We start from the raw sequence: 20,532 nt of genomic DNA, 5'->3' as shown, positions 1-20,532 counted from the left end.
CAGCTAAATGGTCATGCTGCGCTACGCGGTGTATCGCTTTTTCACGATGCTGCTGACATTGCTGGTGGTGTCGGTTCTGATTTTCGTGATCATCAACCTGCCCCCCGGCGACTATCTCAGCAACCAGATCGCCGAACTGCAGGCTTCAGGACAGTCCGCCGGTGTCGCCAAGGCCGAGTTTCTGCGCAAGGAATACTCATTGGACCGGTCGTTGCCCGAGCAGTACCTGATCTGGATGGGCTTCTGGCCCGGACCGCATGGGTTCGAGGGCCTGTTACAGGGCAATTATGGCTGGTCCTTCGAATTTGACCGCCCCGTGCGCGAGATCGTGGGCGATACGCTCTGGTTGACGGTTGTGGTCAATCTGGCTGCCATTTTATTCGTCTATGCCGTTGCTCTACCATTGGGGGTCATCGCTGCGGCCAGATCACGGACGTGGATCGACTATACCTCTGCCTTTGTAGGCTATCTGGGTCTTGCGACCCCGAACTTCCTGTTGGCGCTGATCCTATTCTACTATGGCCATCGCTATTTCAACCTGCCCATCGGCGGCCTGATGGACCCTTCCTTTGAGGGACAACCGATGAGTTGGGACAAGCTGAAATCCATCCTTGTCCACCTGATCGTTCCAACCTTCGTCATCGGAACCTCGGGTGCTTCGGCCATGATGCAGCGCCTGCGCGCCAATATGTTGGATGAACTAGGGAAACCTTATGTCGAAACAGCAATCGCCAAGGGCATGTCCCCATCGCGGATGCTGACGAAATACCCATTGCGCGTGGCCTTCAACCCGTTTGTCGCCGACATTGGAAACCTGCTGCCCTCGATGGTTTCCGGGTCGGTTTTGGTCTCGGTGGTTCTGGGTCTGCAAACAATCGGCCCGACCCTGCTGACTGCCTTGAAAACGCAGGACCAGTTCCTGTCGGCCTTCATTCTTATGTTCGTGGCTCTGCTGACGCTGATCGGCACCATGATTTCCGATATCCTGCTGGTCATGCTTGATCCGCGCATTCGTTACGAGGGGCGCGAAGCATGACCGATAAACCCGATGGTCGCTATGTCGACGACGCACCATTTGACCCGCAGGCCTCTATTCAGCAGCTTGAGCGCGCAGATCTCGATGCCCCTAATTGGGTGCTGGTCTGGCGCAAGTTCAGGACCCACAAGCTGGGTCTGATTTCTGGCCTCTTCTTACTGCTCTGCTACTTGATGCTGCCTTTTGCGGGCTTTATTGCCCCCTACGGCCCCAATGATCGGAACGGAGAGCACCTGTATGCTCCACCCCAGTCGGTCAACTGGTTTCATGAGGGGAAGTTCATCGGCCCCTACGTTTATCCAATAGTTGCAGAGGCGGACCTTGAAACTTTCCAGTGGAAATTCGTCGCTGACACGGAAGACCCGCGCCCAATCCGGTTCTTCTGCGAAGGGTCAGAATACAAACTCGCAGGCCTGATAAAATCCGATACGCACCTGTTTTGCGCACCCGAAGGGGCCACGCTGTTTCTGTGGGGCTCGGACCGTCTGGGCCGCGATGTATTCAGCCGCATCCTATATGGCGCGCAACTGTCGCTGACAGTGGGCCTGATCGGCATTTCGGTATCCTTCTTCCTCGGCATCCTGTTCGGGTCAATGGCCGGGTATTTCGGAGGGCGCATCGACTGGACCATCAACCGTGTGATCGAAATCCTGCGCTCGCTGCCGGAACTTCCCCTCTGGCTGGCCTTATCCGCCGCGGTGCCATCAAATTGGAGCCCGGTCGCGGTATTCTTCATCATCTCGATCATCCTCGGTATTCTCGATTGGCCAGGCCTTGCCCGATCTGTCCGCGCAAAATTCCTGTCTCTCAGGGAAGAGGAATACGTACGTGCGGCCGAGATGATGGGCGCAAGTTCCGGTCGTGTGATCCGAAAGCACCTGCTACCCAATTTCATGTCGCATCTGATTGCCTCGGCCACGCTATCAATCCCTGCGATGATCTTGGGCGAAACCGCCCTCAGCTTCCTTGGCCTTGGACTGCGGGCCCCGGCGGTCAGTTGGGGCGTGATGCTGAACGATGCGCAGAACCTCGCCTCAATCGAAATCTATCCATGGACCGCAATTCCGATGCTACCGATCATCGTCGTGGTGCTGGCCTTCAACTTCCTTGGCGACGGGCTGCGCGACAGCCTTGATCCCTATCAGCAATGAGCTTGCTGTCCGCCCTCCCCTCACCTGACACCTATAGGGTCAATGGGGCGGGTGCGCGGCCCAGCGCCTTTGCGGTCTCGGAACTGGCGACGGCCAGTTTTGCGGCAGTCGGGCAGGAGCTGTCGCGCCTTATGACAGCCTTGAACCTGGCGCCTGCACCTCCGGAGGTGGCCGTAGATCATCGACTGGCCTCCTTGTGGTATGGCTTTTCCTTCAAACCCGAAGGGTGGGATATGCCTAGCCTTTGGGACGCGATTGCTGGCGACTATCAGGCCTCTGATGGGTGGATCAGGCTGCACACTAACTTGCCCAGTCATCGCGCCGCCGCCCTGAACGTTTTGCAAGTCGCGTCGGACCGTGCGCTGGTATCGCGCGCGATTCGGGATTGGAGCATCTCTGAACTGGAAGCCGCGATTGTCGCCGAGGGCGGCGTCGCTGCCGCAATGCGCAGCCGCCCTGAGTGGCATGACCATCCGCAAGGACGCATATTGGCCCGCGAGCCGTTGATCGGATGGCAGGGGCCACGCAATATTCAGCTACGTGATCGGCCTCAGGCGACTGCCGCGCGACCTCTTGCTGGGCTGCGTGTGCTCGATCTGACCCGCATTCTGGCCGGGCCCGTCTCAACACGAACACTCGCGGGATTCGGCGCCGAGGTCCTGAGGATCGATCCACCCGGCTGGGATGAACCTGGCGTCATTCCTGACATCTCTCTCGGCAAGCATTGCGCCTATCTGAACCTAAAATCACCCGATGGAAAAGGAAAACTGCAAGAGCTGCTGGCCCAAGCGGACATATTTGTCCACGGGTATCGGCCCGGCGCTTTGGACGCACTCGGCCTGGGTAAAAACACGCGGGATCAGCTCTCCCCCAACAGGGTTGAGGTCACGCTAGACGCCTATGGCTGGCAAGGACCTTGGGCAGCGCGCCGCGGTTTTGACAGCCTTGTACAGATGAGTTCCGGAATCGCACATGCAGGGATGGGTTGGGCGGGGGCCGACAAGCCAACTCCGTTGCCTGTTCAGGCACTGGATCACGCAACTGGTTACTTGATGGCAGCCGCCCTGCTCTCGGCGCTCGCCGAAGCCGCATCTGGACACGCTGTTATGGATGCCAGGCTCTCGCTGGCGCGCACCGCCGAATTGCTGGCCACCCTGGCCAAGAGCGACACTGACGATGAAATCACCGAAGCGCTACCGACCGATTATGCGGACGAACCCGAACCTTCCGGCTGGGGGCCCGGCCATCGCTTGAAGCCGGCGCTAACCGTTGGATCCGCAAAGATGCACTGGGCTTTGCCTGCGTCCAAACTGGGAACTTCGCAGCCCACTTGGCCGTCACTTACCGCTTAAAGCTGCCGCCGCGCGGGACGCGCGGCCCGGCCCAACGTTTTGGTTGACGTCTCGCCACAGACGCAAACCAAAGGGGCGGGAGCCCTCCTAGCGATCATCGCCACCGCCGGGGCCGATATCGTCCAGATAGTCTTCGTCAATCGCGGCCTGAACGGCCCCTGTGACAGCCTCGCGTTGTTTGGGAGTCAGGTCCTCGGCCTCTTTGTCATCCGCCAGTCGCACGGTGACTTCCCGATGCGCAAACCGGATGCCTTCACGGGCAAACAGCTCACGAATATCCTGATAGACTTTCTTGCGCACCAGCCACTGATCACCCGGTTTGGTCATGAACTTGACCCGGATAATCATCGCCGAATCCTGCATCTCGATCACACCCTGCGATTTCAGCGGCTGAATGAAGTTATCACCAATCACCGGATCGCTCAGCAGCTCTTGACCCAGCTTCTTGATCAGCTTCCGCACCTTTTCGACATCGGTGTCATAGGTCACCCGCAACGGCAGCTTCATGATTACCCAGTCGCGGGAATAGTTTGTCAGAACCTTGATCTCTCCAAATGGGATCGTGTTGAGCGCACCAAGGTGGTGGCGCAGTTGGAAGGACCGGACCGATATCTTTTCGACCGTCCCTTTCACATCACCAATGTCGATGTATTCACCCTTTCGGAAAGCATCATCCATCAGGAAGAACGCACCCGAGAAGATGTCGCGGACCAAGGTTTGCGACCCGAAACCAACGGCCAGACCCACAACACCTGCACCGGCAAACAGCGGGCTGACATTGATCCCCAGTTCCATCAATACAATCAGCGCGATGGTCACAACGACCACAGCCAGAATGGCCCCGCGGAACAGAGGCAACAAAGTTGCAAGACGGCTCTGCCCACCTTCGCCTCCTTCGTCGCCCAGCTCGGCTTCAGCACCGCCGTCATCCGTCTCTTCCGCGATCTTGCTATCGATCCAGACGCGGAAGAAGTGAAACAGAATGTAACCCATAAACAGGATCACCATCACATCCAGCGCCCGCTCGATCGGCAAGTCATCCGACCAATTGGCTTGCGGGTTCCAGATCACTACCAGCGCATAGAGACCCACCACAAAGGCCAGAATGCCTGCCACACGACGGGCAAGGTCTTCGTACGTCAGAATGGCGTGTTTGCGCTTTTCGGCCTGCGGCGTATCAGCCACCAGCTCATCCTCGATCTGCTCAGCCGCTTCTGCGTCGGCATTCATCACCTCAATTCTGCGATTGCGATCAAAATACCTTTCAAGCAGATAGTTCATCGCGCCGTAGGCCACTACGACGGACATAAAGATGGCATAGCTGCTGGCCACGATCGGGATCGAATCCTGAACCTCGAGCACCAGATCAACGGCCAGTTTGAACCAGCTGAACACCATATAAAGCACCAGAACCGGCGCCCAGGCGAAAGAGATGAACTTCAGTATCCAAGACACCTGATCCGGAGCACGCCCGCCACGAATAGCGTTCGAGATCGCGCGTGCATTGAACAGGATCATCAGTATGTTGCCCAGCGCCCCGATCAGCGTCAGGCTACCATAGACCATGGCATAGACGTTATAGTTCAGCCCAAAATCCGCGACCCATGTCGAGAACAGAACAACCGAGATGTCATAGGTCGCCAGTGCTGACGCCCAAACATACAGGCGCTTGGCGTCCCGGTCTGAAAAAGGCGGCAAGCGATACTGGCTGAGGTAAGGCGACAGAACCATCCGCCACAAGTCCGAGACGGTGCGCGAGAGGAAGAATGCGGTAAAGATTGCCGTAACGGTAAACTGGATTGATATGTCTTCCGCTTCACCAAAGAACAGATAGCCAACGATCAGCGCCATGAGCATGGCAAAGATCGTTCCGCCAATGCCCATCACGAAACGATACACAAGGAAAGGCATCTTCTCACGATAGCCAACCGGGTTTTCCTTGATGCGCGCAACCACCAAACGCTTCGCGATGCGCTTGCCGTAGATTTCGATCGACAACCAACGCCCCAGCAAAAGGAACAACACGTTCAGGACCAACACCTCGACATAGGTCTGAATCCGCCCGTCCGGACTGGTCTGTCTGAGGATGTATTGGACCTCAAAGACCGAATAGGGCAGCGCCTCCATCCGCGAGCGTACGGAATCCCGGAACTTTGAGAACCGCTCTTGCGCCTTCATCAGCTGAGAACCCTCAGCCATGTGATCAATGCTATCTGCCTCTGGCGTCGCGTCGGCGCTATTGCCCGCTGCCGATACAACCTGCCCGGCGCTGTCGATTACGATTACGCTTGCGCCCGCCTCGGAAGCGGATCGAATGGCCGCCGCCAGATCGCTGTCAGCGGCAGAGCTTGAAGAACCGGTTTCCTCGCTTGATCCTATTGGGTATCCCGGAATAAGCGAAGTTTGCGCAACCGCGTCGGTTGCACTGGCCAGCATCGCCGCCCAAATCACCAAAATCAGCCCGGCCAGAACATTCATTTTCATCGTATATCGCATCCAATTCGTAGCTGCGTCCAAGACTATAGAACCTCAGAAGGCTGTTCAAATCATCCGCACACGCGGTGTCAACATCGTGAGAGCCCGTGTTCCTGACGCAATGGAGGGGATAAAGTGTTTCCAAGACAACAAAAATTGAATATGACCACCTGAGGCGTCCAGCCTCCGAATTGGCTTGTGCATGAAGAACCATCGGCCTGCATATCGCAAGGTGCGCCTGTTGCCGGCGGTGGCATTATGCTGTTGCCAATTCGCAATGTTTGGCGCATTTGGACGGCGGAATCTGTGCCTTTGGCAAGAAGGTCTGGCAGAATTACGATAATCAGGTGCAGACGCGCGGAGTTGCACCGGAACCGAAACAGGCGAAGGCATGAGCCTAGGGATCAAAAACGAAAATCACGGCCGCGCACCGCGCATCCTGCTATATAGTCACGACACGTTCGGCCTGGGTCACCTGCGCCGGTCACGCGCGCTGGCTGCGGCCATAACACAAGCCGATCAACGCGCTTCGGCCCTCATATTGACCGGTTCACCCATTGCCGGACGGTTTACTTTTCCGCGTCGGGTTGACCATGTCCGTCTACCCGGGGTCACCAAACGCGCCGACGGCTCGTATGCTTCGCAGACCATCGGCATGGGCATCGATGATGTGACCGAGTTGCGCGCAAGCCTGATCCAGACATCTGTCGAACAGTTCGACCCCGATGTGCTGATCGTCGACAAAGAGCCTACCGGTTTTCGCGGTGAGCTGCTGCCGACGCTTGAGTATCTTGAAAACTCCTGCTCAACCAAATTGGTTCTGGGCCTGCGCGACGTTCTGGATGAGCCCGAAGTACTGGCCGCCGAATGGGAGCGTAAGGACGCGATCTCGGCGACTGAACGATTCTATGATGAGATCTGGGTATATGGGTTGCGATCGGTCTACGATCCTACACAAGGCCTTCCCCTCAGCCCGGCGACGCAACAGCGCATTCATTGGACAGGGTATCTACGTCGCGATCTTGGGCCGGTTGGTGAGCCACCAGAACAACCGTATATCCTGATCACCCCTGGTGGTGGCGGGGATGGCAAGGCGATGGTCAATTTGGTGCTGTCCGCATATGAAAAAGACCCGGATCTGTCACCCCGCGCTGTGCTGGTCTATGGGCCCTTCCTGTCAGGCGAACTACGCGAAGATTTTGAAACCCGTGTCGCCGCCCTAAATGGCCGTGTGACCGCCGTTGGCTTTGAATCGCAGATCGAAACGCTGTTCGCGGGCGCTGCCGGTGTGGTCTGCATGGGCGGGTACAATACCTTCTGCGAGGTTTTGTCCTTCGACAAACGCGCCGTCATTGTTCCGCGCACGACGCCGCGGCTGGAGCAATGGATTCGTGCCTCGCGCGCCGAGGATCTGGGTCTGGTACGCATGCTGGATGAAAACCGTGACGGTCTGACGGCGGATGCAATGATCCGCGCGATCCGCGCCTTGCCCCATCAGCCGCTGCCTTCGCAGGCCATTCGCGCAGGGTTGTTGGACGGGCTAAGCTACGTCACTCATCGCATAAACGCGCTGCTAGGCGCGGAACAAGAGCGCGCCACCGGATGACGCGCGAACCCCCCAAGCTGGCGGTGCTGGTCAAAGGCTGGCCGCGCCTGTCCGAGACGTTCATCGCGCAAGAATTGGTGGCCTTGCAGGAGGCAGGGCACAGCTTCGATATCTGGTCGTTGCGCCACCCGACCGATACCAAGCGCCATCCTCTGCACGATCGCTTCAAGGGGCAGGTGCATTACCTGCCGGAATACCTTTATGAAGAGCCTGAGCGGCTGGCGACTGCGCGAGACAATGCAGCTCGTCTGCCCGGATACGCACAAGCTTACCAGGTCTGGCGGCAAGACCTTCGCCGAGACCCGACTCACAACCGAATTCGCCGGTTTGGTCAGGCCTGCGTATTGGCCGCTGAGCTGCCCGATCAAACGCGGGCGCTGTATGCGCATTTCATGCACACTCCGTCTTCGGTCGCCCGCTATGCGTCTATCATGCGCAGCCTGCCCTGGAGTTTTTCGGCGCATGCCAAAGATATCTGGACCTCACCAGACTGGGAAAAGCGGGAAAAGCTGCAACTGGCCTCTCACGGCGCCATCTTCGGGGCAACCTGTACCGCCATTGGTGCCGCACATCTGCGCGAACTGGCTGATGATCCTGCGCGGGTAGAACTGATCTATCATGGGCTGGACCTGTCGCGGTTTCCTGCACCTCCCCAGCAGTGTTCGCGTGCAGAGGATGCACCCTTTCACATGCTGTCAGTCGGGCGTCTTGTCGAAAAGAAGGGCTTTGACCGGCTTCTCCAAGCTTTCGCGCTACTCCCCAGATCGCTGAATTGGCATTGGACCCATATCGGCGGCGGAAATCTGGGCGATGAGTTGAGCGCACAAGCCGATGCCGCAGGGATTTCCGATCGGATCACGTGGATGGGGGCTTGCGATCAACCGGAAGTCATTGCCGAGATGCGCCGCTCTGATCTGTTTGTCCTGCCCAGCAGAATTGCTGCCGACGGCGACCGCGATGGTTTACCCAATGTTTTGATGGAAGCCGCGTCCCAGCGCCTCCCGATCCTGTCAACGCCGGTGTCAGCCATCCCGGAGTTCATTGAATCCGGTGTTCACGGTCAGCTGTCAGCAGATGACCCGACCTCTCTGGCCTCGGCTATTGTGGATCTCGCCCAGAACCCGGCGAGAACGGCCGAGATGGCTAAGGCCGCGTATAACCGGTTGATCGCCGACTTCCGGATGGACCCGGGCATACGTCGCTTGTCCGAGCGGCTCAGCGCCTTGTGCGCGGACGGACCCTGATGGCGCGGGTGGCTTTCTATGCACCGATGAAGTCCCCCGACAGTCCCAAGCCCTCGGGTGATCGCGAAATGGCCCGCAACCTGATGCAGGCCCTCGGCGCTCAGGGAGACATTGTTGAGCTGGCCTCGCATTTGCGGATTTACGACAAAGCAGGCGACCGCGCGCTTCAGGACGAATTACACCGCAAGGCAACGACCGAGGCTGCACGACTGGCTGAGGAACTGCCACCTGACACGAACCTGTGGGTGACTTATCACAACTACTACAAGGCCCCCGACCTGCTCGGCCCGGCCGTGAGCCGCGCAAGAGACATCCCGTATGTGCAGCTGGAAAGTACCCGCGCTACCAGCCGGCTTGCAGGCCCATGGGCTGATTTTGCGCAAGCGGCGCACGACGCGTGCGATTCTGCGCAGGTGATTTTTTACCACACTGCCAACGATCTGATTACGTTAGAACGGGAAAGGTTCGGTACGCAGGCGCTCGTCGAGCTGCCTCCGTTTCTTCCCATCACGGAATTACCCCCTGTTTCGACCCGTGATGGGCCGATGCTGACTGTGGGAATGATGCGGTCGGGGGACAAGCTGGCCTCGTACACCATTCTGGCCGACACGCTGGAACATCTGACAGGGGATTGGGCGTTGGACGTGGTAGGCGATGGCCCGGCCCGATTGGAAGTCGAGGCGCTGATGGCGCGGTTCGGACCTCGTGTCCGGTTTCTGGGTCAGCTGGATCGGTACGCGTTGCAGGCCCGGTACCGCCAGGCCTCCTTGTTCGTTTGGCCCGGCGTCAATGAAGCCTATGGAATGGTCTATCTGGAGGCTCAGGCCTGCGGCGTTCCCGTCGCAGCACAAGATCGCCCCGGTGTTCGTGATGTGCTGATACCTTCCGATCATCCCGATACCGGATCGGGTGCCAAAGGGTTGGCCGCGCGTATACAGAGGTTTCTGGACCATCCCGACCTGAGCCAGTCTGAGGGCAATCGGGCCCGCGCCTATGTCGCGCACCGCCATCTGATGCCATCCGCCACCGAGCGGTTCTGGACCACTGTGCGCCCCTTGTTGGAGAAAAGTTGATGACCCGTCTCGCCCTTCTGCGCCATGGACACACGGATTGGAATCGCGCGGGTCGCATTCAGGGGCGCAGCGACATTCCGCTGGATGCCGACGCCCGGGCTGAACTTGCGGGGTATAGCCTGCCATCGCCATGGAACGCAGCATCAATCTGGTCCAGCCCGCTAAGCCGCGCGTCTGAAACAGCGCAGTTGGTATCGGGTAAAGCGCCCAAAACATCTCAGGCCCTGACCGAGATGAATTGGGGCGAATGGGAGGGACAGCGCGGTGCTGAGCTGATCGAGACACCCGATAGCGGTTACCGCCACATCGAAGACTGGGGCTGGGATTATCGGCCTCCGGGCGGCGAAAGCCCAGCCGAATTATGGGCGCGTATCGCGCCGTGGCTGGCGGGCTTGGACGGCGACAATCTCGCGGTCTGCCATATCGGCATCATGAGGGTGATCTTGGCCAAGGCGTGGGGCTGGAATTTTGCCGGCCCCGCGCCGTTCAAGATCAAGCGCAACAGACTGTTTATCGTAGACTTGGACGAAATGCGGCCTGAACCCGAACCCGTTCGATTGATTGCGCGTGAGGTTTGACCATGAAGGTGATGATCGTTGTTACCCATCTGCTGGGCACCGGGCATCTGAGCCGAGCCCTCACATTGGGGCGCGCATTCGCCGAACAGGACCATGAAGTGTTTATGGTCTCGGGCGGAATGCCTGCGCCACAGCTTGACACACGTGGGTTGTCATTTCTGAACTTACCGCCGCTGCGGTCTGACGGCACCGATTTCACCCGCCTGCTTGATCAGAGTGGTACCGTTGCTGACCCGGCCTATTTCGCTGCGCGCACCAACGCTCTGACGCAGGCGGTCCGCAGCTTTGGGCCACAAATATTGATCACCGAGCTTTATCCGTTCGGGCGGCGCTCCTTGGCCGCAGAATTCCGTTCTGCGTTGGAAGCCGCGCGGAACCTACCTCAGCCGCCCATCATCCTGGGTTCGATCCGTGACATTCTTGCACCGCCATCGAAGTCTGCAAAAGTAACCCAAACGGATGAGGTTATCGCAGAGTTTTACGACGGTGTTCTGGTCCATTCCGACCCCAAGATCACCGAGCTGGAGGTCAGTTGGCCTGTCTCGGCTCAACTGGCATCGCGCCTTCATTACACCGGTTTCGTCGCCCCAAGTGCTGCCCCAAGTCATCCAGATGGCATAGGCCTAGGCGAGATCGTGGTCAGCGCGGGTGGCGGATCTGTCGGCCAGCCAATCTTTCAGGCGGCCGTAGAGGCCGCCCAAAAGATGCCCAACAGGCGCTGGCGATTGTTGGTGGGCGGGCAGGATGCAAAAGCGCGGATTTCCGAGCTTTCGCAAATTACCCAGAGTACCTCGGTTCTTCTTGAATCCGTCCGCCCTGATTTTCGCCAAATGCTGCCGCTTGCCGCCGCCTCGGTCAGCATGTGCGGTTACAATACTGCTATGGACCTGCTGCAAAGCGGTACCCCGGCGGTTCTGATCCCCTTCGATGATGGAAAAGAGGTTGAGCAATCTTTGCGCGCGCGATCTCTGTCTCAGTTGAACGGGATCGAGGTGCTTAACAGTTCTGACCTGACCGCCGGCTCGCTGGCCAATGCGCTGGAGCATGTCATTTCGAGTGTTGAACGCCCCCCGATGACCGAAGGGTTTGATGGCGCGCGCCGGTCAGTGGATATTGCAGTGAGCTTGTACGAGGCCAGCCGATGAGGCCTGATTGGCGCCCCTTGCAGTCAGAGTTGCGGCGCTGGCAGGATGCAGGATTGACCCTGCCCTTGTGGTGGCGTGATGACGATGCGGTTGCAGTGACACCACAGATAGAAAAGCTATCGGCCATGTCAGACCAGCTCGGCCTGCCAGTCCATCTGGCGGTAATCCCGCGTGAGGCGCAGACGGTACTTGCAGAGTATGTGTCAGATCAGTCTGTTTTGATCCCGGTTGTGCATGGCTGGGCGCATCAGAACCACGCGCCTGCAGACGAGAAGAAAGCCGAATTTCGCCTGCACCGGCCCCTTGAAGCGGTAGTTGCAGATGCCGAGGCTGGATTGTCCCGGCTGCGAGGTTTGTTCGGTGACAACTTGCGTCCGATGTTTGTGCCCCCGTGGAATCGGATCGACTCCAAAGTCGCCATGCAGCTTCACGGGCTGGGCTATCGGATACTGTCGACGGCGACCCCCCGAAAGATACCGCTCGCGGCGCCCGGCCTCGCGCAGATAAACACACATCTCGATCCAATCGATTGGCGCGGGACGCGCGGTTTAATCGACCCTGACAGACTGATCGCACAGACAGTTGAGCTGCTGCATGACCGACGCACCGGTCGCGCAGACAATGCCGAAGCATTTGGGGTGTTGACGCATCATCTGGTCCATGATCAGGACATCTGGACGTTTACACAGGATCTGTTGCACAGGCTGCTTGATGGACCGGGCACACCCTGGACCGCACCACGCAACTGAACTCGCAAGGAGAGCCCGAATGAGCCGACTGGATTCCATGCTGCGCCGCCTGACGGCGCAACGCGACGGGCTAAACTGGGCCGCCGCACAGATCGGCACCATGGAAGGGGACGTTCTGGACCTGGGGCTAGGTAACGGACGTACCTATGATCATCTGCGTGAAATCCTGCCCTCTCGGCGTATATGGGTGATGGATCGCGTCTTGCAGTGTCATCCCGACAGCACGCCACCGGCACAGGATTTCCTGCAGGGTGAGGCCGAGCCGATGTTGCGTAAACTGGCGGACGCAGGCCAAACAATCGCGCTGGCGCACTACGATTTCGGCCGCGGGATCAAGTCCGAAGATGTTGCGGAAGCGGCGCGCCTCAGCCCTCTGATCAAACAGGTCATGCGACCCGGTGGGTTGTTGATTTCAGGGCAACCGTTGACGGGTTTTGCTCAGATTGAAGGCCCCGAGACCATCGCGCCAGATCGATATCTTTTCTATCGCGCCTGAGCAGGCTTTGAACTGGCGGGTTTGTATATTGAATCTATCGATCAGATTCACCGCAGTCAGGCCTATGCATTGACGCGAGTCGAGGGTATACGCCACCGCAACAGCACACCCACATGAGGCCAGTCATGAGCTTTGACCGTTCCATCAAGATCGCTCCCTCGATCCTGTCAGCCGATTTCGCAAATTTCGGACAGGAGATTCAGGCCATCGAAGCGCAAGGGGCGGATTGGGTTCATGTGGACGTGATGGACGGCCACTTTGTCCCAAACCTCACTTTTGGTCCCCCAGCGGTCAAAGCGTTTCGCCCACATGTTAAGACCGTCATGGATGTGCATTTGATGATCACTCCGGTCGATCCTTATATTCAAGCCTATGCCGATGCGGGCGCTGATGTGCTGACCGCGCACGTCGAAGCGGGGCCGCATTCGCACCGCACGCTGCAGGCGATACGCGCTGCGGGAATGAAAGCAGGGATCGCGTTGAATCCCGGGACGCCCGCCGAGGCCGTCGAACATCTGTTGGACCTGACTGATCTGGTGTGCGTCATGACCGTCAACCCCGGCTTCGGGGGGCAAATATTCATCGACATGACCGCAAAAGTGCAACGTTTGCGCGAGATGATCGGCGACCGGCCGGTGCATATCGAAATCGACGGCGGTGTTGATCCCAAAACAGCGCCTCTGGTGGCCGCTGCAGGCGCTGACGTGTTGGTCGCCGGATCAGCAGTTTTTAAAGGCGGGTCAGTTTCAAACCCGTCAGTCTATGGCGACAATATTCGCGCTGTGCGGACTGCTGCCGAAGGTGCACTGGGTTAACAACAAACCCTCCCGCCAGTCGTCTACATTTCTTACGAAACGCCTCCTCCTGTTGGGCCCGGCATTGCGCTTTGCGCGATGCCGGGCCCAAGGCGGCTAGCAATATTGGCGCAGCCAATGTTGCGCAGGCACGGGAGCCTTTGCCCCGAGACTTCAGGCATCTTTGTTGAGATCATCAAAGCAGCGGTTCTCGGCCACCAGTTGTTCGAGCAGGGGTGCAGGTTGCCAGAAATAGGCATCTTCTTCAGCCCACTTGCGGATATCGTTCAATACGCCCGGCAAACCTTGCAAATCTGCCCATTTCAGCGGCCCACCCCAGTAGCGCGGAAAACCGTAGCCATAGAGCAGCGTAACGTCCACATCCAGCGGTCTACGCGCGATGCCGTCGCCTACCACCTTCGCCGCCTCATTCACCATCGCGACCATATTGCGACGTATGATCTCCTCATCCGTAAACGCGCGTGGAGTTATGTTCTGAGCCGCACGCTCGGCTTCGATCAATGATGTCAGCTCGGGGTTCGGCTCTCCACCCCGCTTGCCATTTTCATATATGTAATAGCCTTTGCCGGTTTTCTGGCCGAAATGTCCGGCCTCGCACAGCTTGTCGGCATAGAAACTGTCGCGAACGCGTGGATCCTGGCCTGCGGCCCGTTTCCGCTTGCGCGCCGCCCAGCCAATGTCCAATCCGGCCAAATCTGACACTGCATAGGGTCCCATCGCAAAGCCAAACCCTGTTAGCGCTTTATCGATCTGGAACGGGCTCGCTCCATCCAGCACCATGTGATCAGCACAGGCCCGATATGTGCCCAAAATCCGATTTCCTATGAACCCGTCGCACACACCTGCCCGAACGGCCACCTTGCCCAACCTCTTGCCCAACGCGAAACCCGTTGCCACAACTTCGGGCGCGGTGTGATCCGCCACCACGATCTCAAGCAGTTTCATCACATGTGCTGGGGAGAAGAAATGCAGACCGATGACATCCCGTGACCTTTCGGTCGATCCGGCAATTTCGTTGATATCAAGGTATGAGGTATTGGTCGCCAATACCGCACCGCTTTTGCAGACCGCATCCAGTTGCGCAAAAACCTTTTTCTTCACTGCCATGTCTTCAAACACGGCTTCGATCACCAGATCGACGCCACTCAGTGCGTTGTAGTCCGTGGCCAGGGTCAGCCGGTTCTGCAGAATATCATCATGTTTGTCCTGGCTCAGCTTTCCGCGCCTCACGGCGCCAGCCAGATTTGCCGCGATACGATCTTTAGCGGACCGCGCTGCCTCGTGTGACATCTCAAGCAGCACGACAGGAAGCCCCGCCAGCAGAACTGAGGTGGCAATCCCTGCGCCCATCGTGCCGCCGCCGATGACGCCGACCTGTTGCAGGTCCCGCGGCTCGACCCCATTCAATTCGGGCAATTTTGCAATCGCACGTTCCGCAAAGAATGCGTGGATCAACCCTTTGCGCTGATCCGAGCCCATCAGGTCCATGAACAATTCCCGTTCGCGAGCCAAACCGGATGCAAAATCCTCGGCCTCGCAACTGGCTTGTATTGCCCGCACTGCAATCGCAGGCGACAATTGGCCCCGGGCCTTCTTCAGCACCGCGTTATAGGCCGCATCAAAATCGATTGGGGCGGGCCGGTCCATATCGAAAACAGGACGCCGAGGTGCATCAGTTGCAAGCAGCTCTCTGACATAGGCCAGGCCGATCTCGCGCGGATCACCATCCTGAACTCTGTCCAGCACACCCATCTCAAGCGCTTCTGGAGCTCGGACGTGCCGCCCCGTCGTGATCATGTCCAATGCAGCCTCGACTCCGGCAACACGCGGCAAGCGCTGGGTGCCGCCAGCGCCAGGAATGATACCAAGATTAACCTCGGGCAACCCCACCTTCGCAGACGGCACGGCAACGCGATAATGACAGGATAAAGCAACCTCAAGCCCACCACCAAGCGCGGTTCCATGCAACGCAGAAACCACCAGCAAGGGTGACGCCTCAATCCGATCACAGAGTGCGGGCAGCCACGGATCCTGTGGCGGCTTGCCAAACTCGCGAATGTCTGCGCCTGCGAAATAAGTCCGCCCCTCACCATAGATCAAAACCGCGCGCGCGCCCTCTGTTTCGGCGCGTTCGATCGCCGACAACAAACCCCGGCGCACATCCACGCCCAGCGCGTTAACGGGTGGGTTCTCAGCCGACAAAACGGCGATATCGCCCACTTTCTCATACCCGATGACTTGGGTCATATGATCGTGCCTCCTCAGACGAAATGCGATGCCAGTAGTAAATCGGGGAATCCCCGGACACGGCGCGATCAAAGACTGGCCCGGTCTGCGTTCGTATTCAACTATATTTTCGACCGATCGTTCGGTTTATTTGATTTTCTCGGATTTAGTACCATAATCACGCGGTTCATGCCCGAAACTAACTTTTTCGTTGCGGTAGAACTCGCTTCGCGGCCTCAGCCCAACGAAGCGCAAAGAACTGCAGTGCTTGGTCTGAATTCGCACGGAACCCGAGGGCGCGATCCAAATGGAAACGCAGCTAACAGGGCCTTAGCACTTGTTTGGGAAGTTCTGGTAGCGGAGGAGGGACTTGAACCCCCGACACGCGGATTATGATTCCGCTGCTCTAACCAACTGAGCTACTCCGCCACGAGTGAGAGGCGATTTAAGCGAGGGGCCGGGGAGGGTCAAGAGGGAAAAGCGTGCCTGCCGAGATTCTTTATTGCGTTATTCAATGCGCGTCCTGCTCTGCCAGCCGGGTGCGGGAATTCTCGGCGATCTGGCGGATGAAACGCGCGCAGACTTCGGGTTCTGTGATGAGTATCATGTGACCCCGGTGTTCCATGACCTCAAAGGTCAGGCCGAATTTCGTCATTGTGGCACCGTGTAGCTCGGCGGACAGGATCGGGTCCTCTGTGCCGAACAGGATGCCTCCGGGCACGCGCAGATCGTTATAGCGTGAAATCAGGGCACCCATGCTGGCCTCTACCCCAACAACATCCTGTGAGGCGGTGATAAAGGCCGAGGGGCGAAGACCAAGGGCACCCCCAGCACGGTTCAGGAAGTCTGAGGGCGCGGGCTCGGGTGCGAAGACGTCTTTCAGCACGAGGGGCGCGGTTTTTCGGGCCATCGGGACGGCGATTGTATTGCCAATAAGGTTGCGCAGCCACTCGGTACGGATTTCAAGTGGTTTGAAAACGGCGGGCGGTTCCGGCATTTGTTGCGTCAAGGGGGCCAGAAGCGCCAATGCCGCCGTGTTGTCGGGATAATCCAGTGCCATCGCAAGAGACACGGCGCCACCTAGAGAATGACCGACCAGTGTGGCTTGATCGACGTTCATTATTTCCAGAAACTCGTGGATCATGCGGGCTTGTTCGGGCAATTCCGCCAACTGGGCAGCATCGCGCGTGGAATAGCCACAGCCCGGACGGTCAACCGCGAGAACGTGATAATCCTGAGCAAGATCATCCACTAACGCATACGTAAAATGCTGCAATTGGCCTGATAGGCCATGGATCATGACAATTGTCGGGTTGGAAGGGTCGCCTTTTTCGACATAGTGAATGCTGCCACCGTGAACGGGCACGATCCGCCCCAGTTGCGGCACCACTTCGGTGCCCTGCCGCGTTAGGCGACGAGTCCAGATGTGCATCCCCAGCAAAAGGGACATCAGAAACAAGACAATCGTTAGCAAAATCGACATCACGGATCTCCGGTAGGTTTGCTCAGGCGATGGTATTGCCCGGGGCCCGATTGCACCATGCGTTTTCTGAACGGCTGAATTGGCAGGCAGATAACCGCAACCTAATTATTGGTGTGTAAATTGGTATGACTTGGTCAGAAAAGCTCCCAGCACCCGGTATGTGCGCCGCACTGATAATATGGTTGAACAGACCGCTCAGCGGTCAACTACTACCGCTCAGTACGTCAGCCGAGGGGCGTGGCAGCAGATCAAGCAGCCCGAACACGCTATCGCGACAAGCCGGACCAGCCCAATCCACGGGATAAAAAGCCGGAGGCAAGTCCGGCTGGCGTAGCACGACGCGCCGCCACCGATGCACCAACAGGGTGCGCAGTGTTGCGCTCTGCAAGGGTGTAGGCGCCCAGCCTTCGGGACGGGACTTCGCGGCGCGTTCGACCGCGCCCAGAAGAGCCTTGCAAGAGGCGCGCAATTCGGGTGGACACAACCGATCCTGCACCCACTTGGGGGCTGCGTGCGGAGAGATGTCCAAGGCCAGCAAACCGTCCGACTGATCTGGAACGGGACCCGCACCCATCGCTACGTTGCGCCCAATGGGGATGTAGTCATCGCTGAGCATCACGTCCTCAAGCACCTGAGTGCCCGACCCGTCTTCGGCGATCAGAAGATGCCAATTTTCAATGGGCGAAGGAACGCGCGCATATATGCGCGGCGTGACGGCGGCGGATTGCGTCCGGCCGAATTCCGAGAGGACATGGCGCGAGACGCGTCCAATCCGGTCACTTTCAATCCAGCCGTCCTTGCGCAGCCGGTGCAGAGCGACGCGGATCGCTTCGGGTTTGATGCCCATCGGCTCAATTATCCGGGTCAGAACACCGCCCGAGATTTGCGCGCCGGGCTCTTGTGCCATGTCACCAAACAGCGAGACGATAATCGACCAGACCCGCTGGTCTTGCGGGTCCGCCAGTTCGGCCACAGCCGTTTCGAACCACGAGCTCTTTTCGGTCATGGACCCAGTTTAACCCATTAGGCCCAATAAGAAAAACAGGTAGTATAGCGGCTCAGCGGGCGTTCATGGTTAAAAGTTCGTATTCTGCGACCGGTTCGTCATCCTGATTGGTCAGGGACACATGCCAGCGGACCTCGCCATAATCGTCATTGCGTGGGGTTTTCTGCTTTACCGTCAGGCGCACCTTGATGCTGTCGCCAGCAACAACGGGCTTCATGAACCGCAGCCCGTCCAGCCCGGTATTGGCCAGCACCGGCCCCTCGTTCGGCTCGACAAACAGGCCCGCCGCAAAGCTGAGCAACAAATAACCATGCGCCACACGACCGGGGAAGAACGGGTTCCGCGCCGCCGCGTCCTCGTCCATATGCGCATAAAAGGTATCGCCGGTGAAATTGGCGAAGTGTTCGATATCCTCCAGCGTGATGGTTCGCGAGGCTGTGTGCAGCGTCTCTCCGACCTGCAACTCACCAAATTTACGGGTGAACGGATGTGCCGGACCTTGGATTTCGGGCGCTCCTGGCACCCATTTGGTGCTGATACCACTAAGCATGCGCGGGGAGCCCTGAATGGCCGTGCGCTGCATATAGTGTTTCACTCCGCGCACGCCGCCCATTTCCTCACCGCCGCCCGCACGGCCCGGCCCACCATGCACCATATGGGGCAGCGGAGATCCGTGGCCGGTCGATTCAGCCATCGAGTCGCGGTCGTTGATGTAAATCCGCCCGTTATAGGCTGCGGTCCCCATCACTACGTTGTGCGCGACGTTTGTGTCGTGAGTGATCAGCGACGTGACCAGAGATCCCTGCCCGCGATTGGCAAGTGCCACCGCATGATCCAGATCGCGGTAGCCCATGAGGGTCGAAACTGGGCCGAAGGCCTCGGTATCGTGCACGCGCTGCGCTTTGTCGGGGTTAGCACAGTAAAACAGCATCGGGGGAACGAATGCGCCGGTTTCAGGGCCGTGCAGGTCGAACGCGTCGGGGTTGCCATAAACCCTTTCAGCCTCTTGCCCGATCAGAGCTGCCTTTTCCAGAACGTCGGCTTTCTGCCCGTTCGACACCAGCGCGCCCATGCGAGTGGTGTCGGAACGGGGGTCGCCGATGGTGATCCTTGCCAATCGGTCAGACAGCGCGGCAATTATGGCGTCGACCTGCGGCTGGGGCGCGATGATGCGTCGGATGGCAGTGCATTTCTGGCCCGCCTTTGTGGTCATCTCGCGCGAGACTTCCTTGACGAACAGGTCAAATTCGGGCGTGCCGGGCGTGGCATCGGGCCCGAGGATGGAAGCGTTCAAGCTGTCCTGCTCGGCCACAAACCGGACCGAGTTCTGCAAGATCGCAGGCGTCTGCCGCAGCTTCAACGCGGTGTTCGCCGAGCCTGTGAAGCTGACCACATCCTGACAATCCAAGTGATCGAGCATGTCGCCCAACCCGCCCGAGACCAGCTGTAGCGCACCGGCAGGCAGGATGCCGCTATCCAGCATGATCCGCACTGCCAGTTCGGTGACGTAGCAACTGTTGGTAGCCGGCTTGACGATTGCAGGCACGCCAGCCAGCAGCGTCGGGGCCAGCTTTTCCAGCATCCCCCAGACCGGGAAGTTGAAGGCGTTGATATGAACCGCGACCCCTTGCAAGGGCGTGCAGATATGCTGCCCCAAAAAGGTGCCATTGCGTGACAACTGCTCGATTTCGCCGTCCAGATAAACCTGCGCATCCGGCATCTCGCGCCGGCCTTTTGAGGCAAAGACAAACATCGTGCCGATGCCACCATCGATATCGATCAGGTGGTCCTTCTGCGTGGCTCCGGTTTCGAAACTCAGGTCGTAAAGGGTTTGTTTATGCGCCGAAAGCTCTTGCGCCAGCGCCTTGAGCATCCGGGCACGATCGTGGAACGTTAACTTGCGCAGCGCGGGGCCACCGGTATTGCGCGCATAGTCAAGCATCGCCTGTACGTCGAGCGCGGCATTGCCAGCGCTGGCAAATGGTGCGCCGGTGATGGCGGATGCGATGGTGCGTGCGCCTTCTCCAGGCGCGACCCAAGTACCAGCGGCGAAGCTGGAAATCTGATGCAGGGACATGGTGTTCTCCTGTTTGATGC

16 protein-coding genes and 1 tRNA gene are annotated in these 20,532 nt (G+C 58.6%); 11 read left to right on the top strand and 6 right to left on the bottom strand.

What is annotated here, in order from left to right; all coding sequences use genetic code 11:
• Positions 1 to 7: 7 nt before the first annotated feature.
• The 3 genes from ACR0AY_RS05955 to ACR0AY_RS05945 are packed head-to-tail and all read left to right on the top strand — an operon-like array spanning position 8 to position 3,539.
• Positions 8 to 1,036, top strand: a complete 1,029-nt coding sequence (locus ACR0AY_RS05955; protein WP_170397654.1) for an ABC transporter permease — start codon at positions 8 to 10, stop codon at positions 1,034 to 1,036.
• Positions 1,033 to 2,187, top strand: a complete 1,155-nt coding sequence (locus ACR0AY_RS05950) for an ABC transporter permease (RefSeq protein ID WP_170397657.1) — start codon at positions 1,033 to 1,035, stop codon at positions 2,185 to 2,187. Before ACR0AY_RS05955 ends, ACR0AY_RS05950 begins: the two co-directional genes overlap by 4 nt.
• Entirely contained in the window at positions 2,184 to 3,539 is a 1,356-nt protein-coding gene (locus tag ACR0AY_RS05945) for a CoA transferase (protein ID WP_170511515.1), read from the top strand. The genes ACR0AY_RS05950 and ACR0AY_RS05945 overlap by 4 nt, the downstream gene beginning before the upstream one ends.
• 87 nt (positions 3,540 to 3,626) lie before the next feature.
• Here ACR0AY_RS05945 and ACR0AY_RS05940 read toward each other — a convergent pair whose 3' ends face one another.
• Positions 3,627 to 6,023, bottom strand: coding sequence for a mechanosensitive ion channel family protein (locus tag ACR0AY_RS05940; protein WP_170397663.1), 2,397 nt, complete (start codon positions 6,021 to 6,023; stop codon positions 3,627 to 3,629).
• Positions 6,024 to 6,405: 382 nt separating this feature from the next.
• On the opposite strand from ACR0AY_RS05940, the gene ACR0AY_RS05935 reads away from it, so the two are divergent.
• From ACR0AY_RS05935 to rpe, 8 genes are all read left to right on the top strand, one after another.
• The gene (locus ACR0AY_RS05935; RefSeq protein WP_170424455.1) at positions 6,406 to 7,620 is read left to right on the top strand and encodes a hypothetical protein; all 1,215 of its coding nucleotides are present in this window, start codon (positions 6,406 to 6,408) and stop codon (positions 7,618 to 7,620) included.
• Positions 7,617 to 8,864 (top strand): glycosyltransferase, encoded by a 1,248-nt coding sequence (locus ACR0AY_RS05930; RefSeq protein WP_170511516.1) that lies wholly within the window; start codon positions 7,617 to 7,619, stop codon positions 8,862 to 8,864. The genes ACR0AY_RS05935 and ACR0AY_RS05930 overlap by 4 nt, the downstream gene beginning before the upstream one ends.
• Complete coding sequence (locus tag ACR0AY_RS05925) at positions 8,864 to 9,937, top strand: glycosyltransferase (RefSeq protein ID WP_170511518.1); 1,074 nt, start codon at positions 8,864 to 8,866, stop codon at positions 9,935 to 9,937. The genes ACR0AY_RS05930 and ACR0AY_RS05925 overlap by 1 nt, the downstream gene beginning before the upstream one ends.
• Entirely contained in the window at positions 9,937 to 10,515 is a 579-nt protein-coding gene (locus tag ACR0AY_RS05920; protein ID WP_170511520.1) for a histidine phosphatase family protein, read from the top strand. The genes ACR0AY_RS05925 and ACR0AY_RS05920 overlap by 1 nt, the downstream gene beginning before the upstream one ends.
• A gap of 2 nt (positions 10,516 to 10,517) precedes the next feature.
• Positions 10,518 to 11,660, top strand: a complete 1,143-nt coding sequence (locus ACR0AY_RS05915; protein WP_170511522.1) for a glycosyltransferase — start codon at positions 10,518 to 10,520, stop codon at positions 11,658 to 11,660.
• On the top strand, positions 11,657 to 12,409 hold the full coding sequence (locus ACR0AY_RS05910) for a polysaccharide deacetylase family protein (RefSeq protein WP_170511524.1): 753 nt from the start codon (positions 11,657 to 11,659) through the stop codon (positions 12,407 to 12,409). Before ACR0AY_RS05915 ends, ACR0AY_RS05910 begins: the two co-directional genes overlap by 4 nt.
• Positions 12,410 to 12,428: 19 nt before the next feature.
• Complete coding sequence (locus ACR0AY_RS05905; protein ID WP_170397683.1) at positions 12,429 to 12,905, top strand: class I SAM-dependent methyltransferase; 477 nt, start codon at positions 12,429 to 12,431, stop codon at positions 12,903 to 12,905.
• A gap of 125 nt (positions 12,906 to 13,030) precedes the next feature.
• Positions 13,031 to 13,720, top strand: coding sequence for a ribulose-phosphate 3-epimerase (gene rpe, locus ACR0AY_RS05900; protein WP_480453853.1), 690 nt, complete (start codon positions 13,031 to 13,033; stop codon positions 13,718 to 13,720).
• 153 nt (positions 13,721 to 13,873) lie between these two features.
• Here rpe and ACR0AY_RS05895 read toward each other — a convergent pair whose 3' ends face one another.
• The 5 genes from ACR0AY_RS05895 to paaZ form a co-directional block, all read right to left on the bottom strand.
• Positions 13,874 to 15,967 carry a 3-hydroxyacyl-CoA dehydrogenase NAD-binding domain-containing protein gene (locus ACR0AY_RS05895; protein WP_170511526.1) on the bottom strand — a complete coding sequence of 698 codons (2,094 nt, stop codon included), beginning with the start codon at positions 15,965 to 15,967 and terminating at the stop codon, positions 13,874 to 13,876.
• Positions 15,968 to 16,298: 331 nt separating this feature from the next.
• Positions 16,299 to 16,375 (bottom strand) — tRNA-Met (locus ACR0AY_RS05890).
• A gap of 82 nt (positions 16,376 to 16,457) precedes the next feature.
• Positions 16,458 to 17,429, bottom strand: a complete 972-nt coding sequence (locus tag ACR0AY_RS05885) for an alpha/beta fold hydrolase (RefSeq protein ID WP_480453850.1) — start codon at positions 17,427 to 17,429, stop codon at positions 16,458 to 16,460.
• Positions 17,430 to 17,631: 202 nt separating this feature from the next.
• Complete coding sequence (locus ACR0AY_RS05880) at positions 17,632 to 18,435, bottom strand: PaaX family transcriptional regulator C-terminal domain-containing protein (RefSeq protein WP_170511530.1); 804 nt, start codon at positions 18,433 to 18,435, stop codon at positions 17,632 to 17,634.
• 52 nt (positions 18,436 to 18,487) lie between these two features.
• Positions 18,488 to 20,512 carry a phenylacetic acid degradation bifunctional protein PaaZ gene (gene paaZ / locus ACR0AY_RS05875; RefSeq protein WP_170511532.1) on the bottom strand — a complete coding sequence of 675 codons (2,025 nt, stop codon included), beginning with the start codon at positions 20,510 to 20,512 and terminating at the stop codon, positions 18,488 to 18,490.
• Between the last annotated feature and the right edge of the window lie 20 nt (positions 20,513 to 20,532).

It is taken from the genome of Ruegeria sp. A5 (assembly GCF_056543005.1).
The sequence above is the reverse complement of the archived record's forward strand: the minus strand, read 5'-3'. Positions and strand labels throughout refer to the sequence as shown.

What these genes read in the sequence shown, in the direction of transcription:
- ACR0AY_RS05955 (WP_170397654.1), top strand. Translation starts at nt 8, where the DNA reads ATGGTCATGCTGCGCTACGCGGTGTATCGCTTTTTCACGATGCTGCTG.
- ACR0AY_RS05950 (WP_170397657.1), top strand. Translation starts at nt 1,033, where the DNA reads ATGACCGATAAACCCGATGGTCGCTATGTCGACGACGCACCATTTGAC.
- ACR0AY_RS05945 (WP_170511515.1), top strand. Translation starts at nt 2,184, where the DNA reads ATGAGCTTGCTGTCCGCCCTCCCCTCACCTGACACCTATAGGGTCAAT.
- ACR0AY_RS05940 (WP_170397663.1), bottom strand. Translation starts at nt 6,023, where the DNA reads ATGAAAATGAATGTTCTGGCCGGGCTGATTTTGGTGATTTGGGCGGCG.
- ACR0AY_RS05935 (WP_170424455.1), top strand. Translation starts at nt 6,406, where the DNA reads ATGAGCCTAGGGATCAAAAACGAAAATCACGGCCGCGCACCGCGCATC.
- ACR0AY_RS05930 (WP_170511516.1), top strand. Translation starts at nt 7,617, where the DNA reads ATGACGCGCGAACCCCCCAAGCTGGCGGTGCTGGTCAAAGGCTGGCCG.
- ACR0AY_RS05925 (WP_170511518.1), top strand. Translation starts at nt 8,864, where the DNA reads ATGGCGCGGGTGGCTTTCTATGCACCGATGAAGTCCCCCGACAGTCCC.
- ACR0AY_RS05920 (WP_170511520.1), top strand. Translation starts at nt 9,937, where the DNA reads ATGACCCGTCTCGCCCTTCTGCGCCATGGACACACGGATTGGAATCGC.
- ACR0AY_RS05915 (WP_170511522.1), top strand. Translation starts at nt 10,518, where the DNA reads ATGAAGGTGATGATCGTTGTTACCCATCTGCTGGGCACCGGGCATCTG.
- ACR0AY_RS05910 (WP_170511524.1), top strand. Translation starts at nt 11,657, where the DNA reads ATGAGGCCTGATTGGCGCCCCTTGCAGTCAGAGTTGCGGCGCTGGCAG.
- ACR0AY_RS05905 (WP_170397683.1), top strand. Translation starts at nt 12,429, where the DNA reads ATGAGCCGACTGGATTCCATGCTGCGCCGCCTGACGGCGCAACGCGAC.
- rpe (WP_480453853.1), top strand. Translation starts at nt 13,031, where the DNA reads ATGAGCTTTGACCGTTCCATCAAGATCGCTCCCTCGATCCTGTCAGCC.
- ACR0AY_RS05895 (WP_170511526.1), bottom strand. Translation starts at nt 15,967, where the DNA reads ATGACCCAAGTCATCGGGTATGAGAAAGTGGGCGATATCGCCGTTTTG.
- ACR0AY_RS05885 (WP_480453850.1), bottom strand. Translation starts at nt 17,429, where the DNA reads ATGTCGATTTTGCTAACGATTGTCTTGTTTCTGATGTCCCTTTTGCTG.
- ACR0AY_RS05880 (WP_170511530.1), bottom strand. Translation starts at nt 18,435, where the DNA reads ATGACCGAAAAGAGCTCGTGGTTCGAAACGGCTGTGGCCGAACTGGCG.
- paaZ (WP_170511532.1), bottom strand. Translation starts at nt 20,512, where the DNA reads ATGTCCCTGCATCAGATTTCCAGCTTCGCCGCTGGTACTTGGGTCGCG.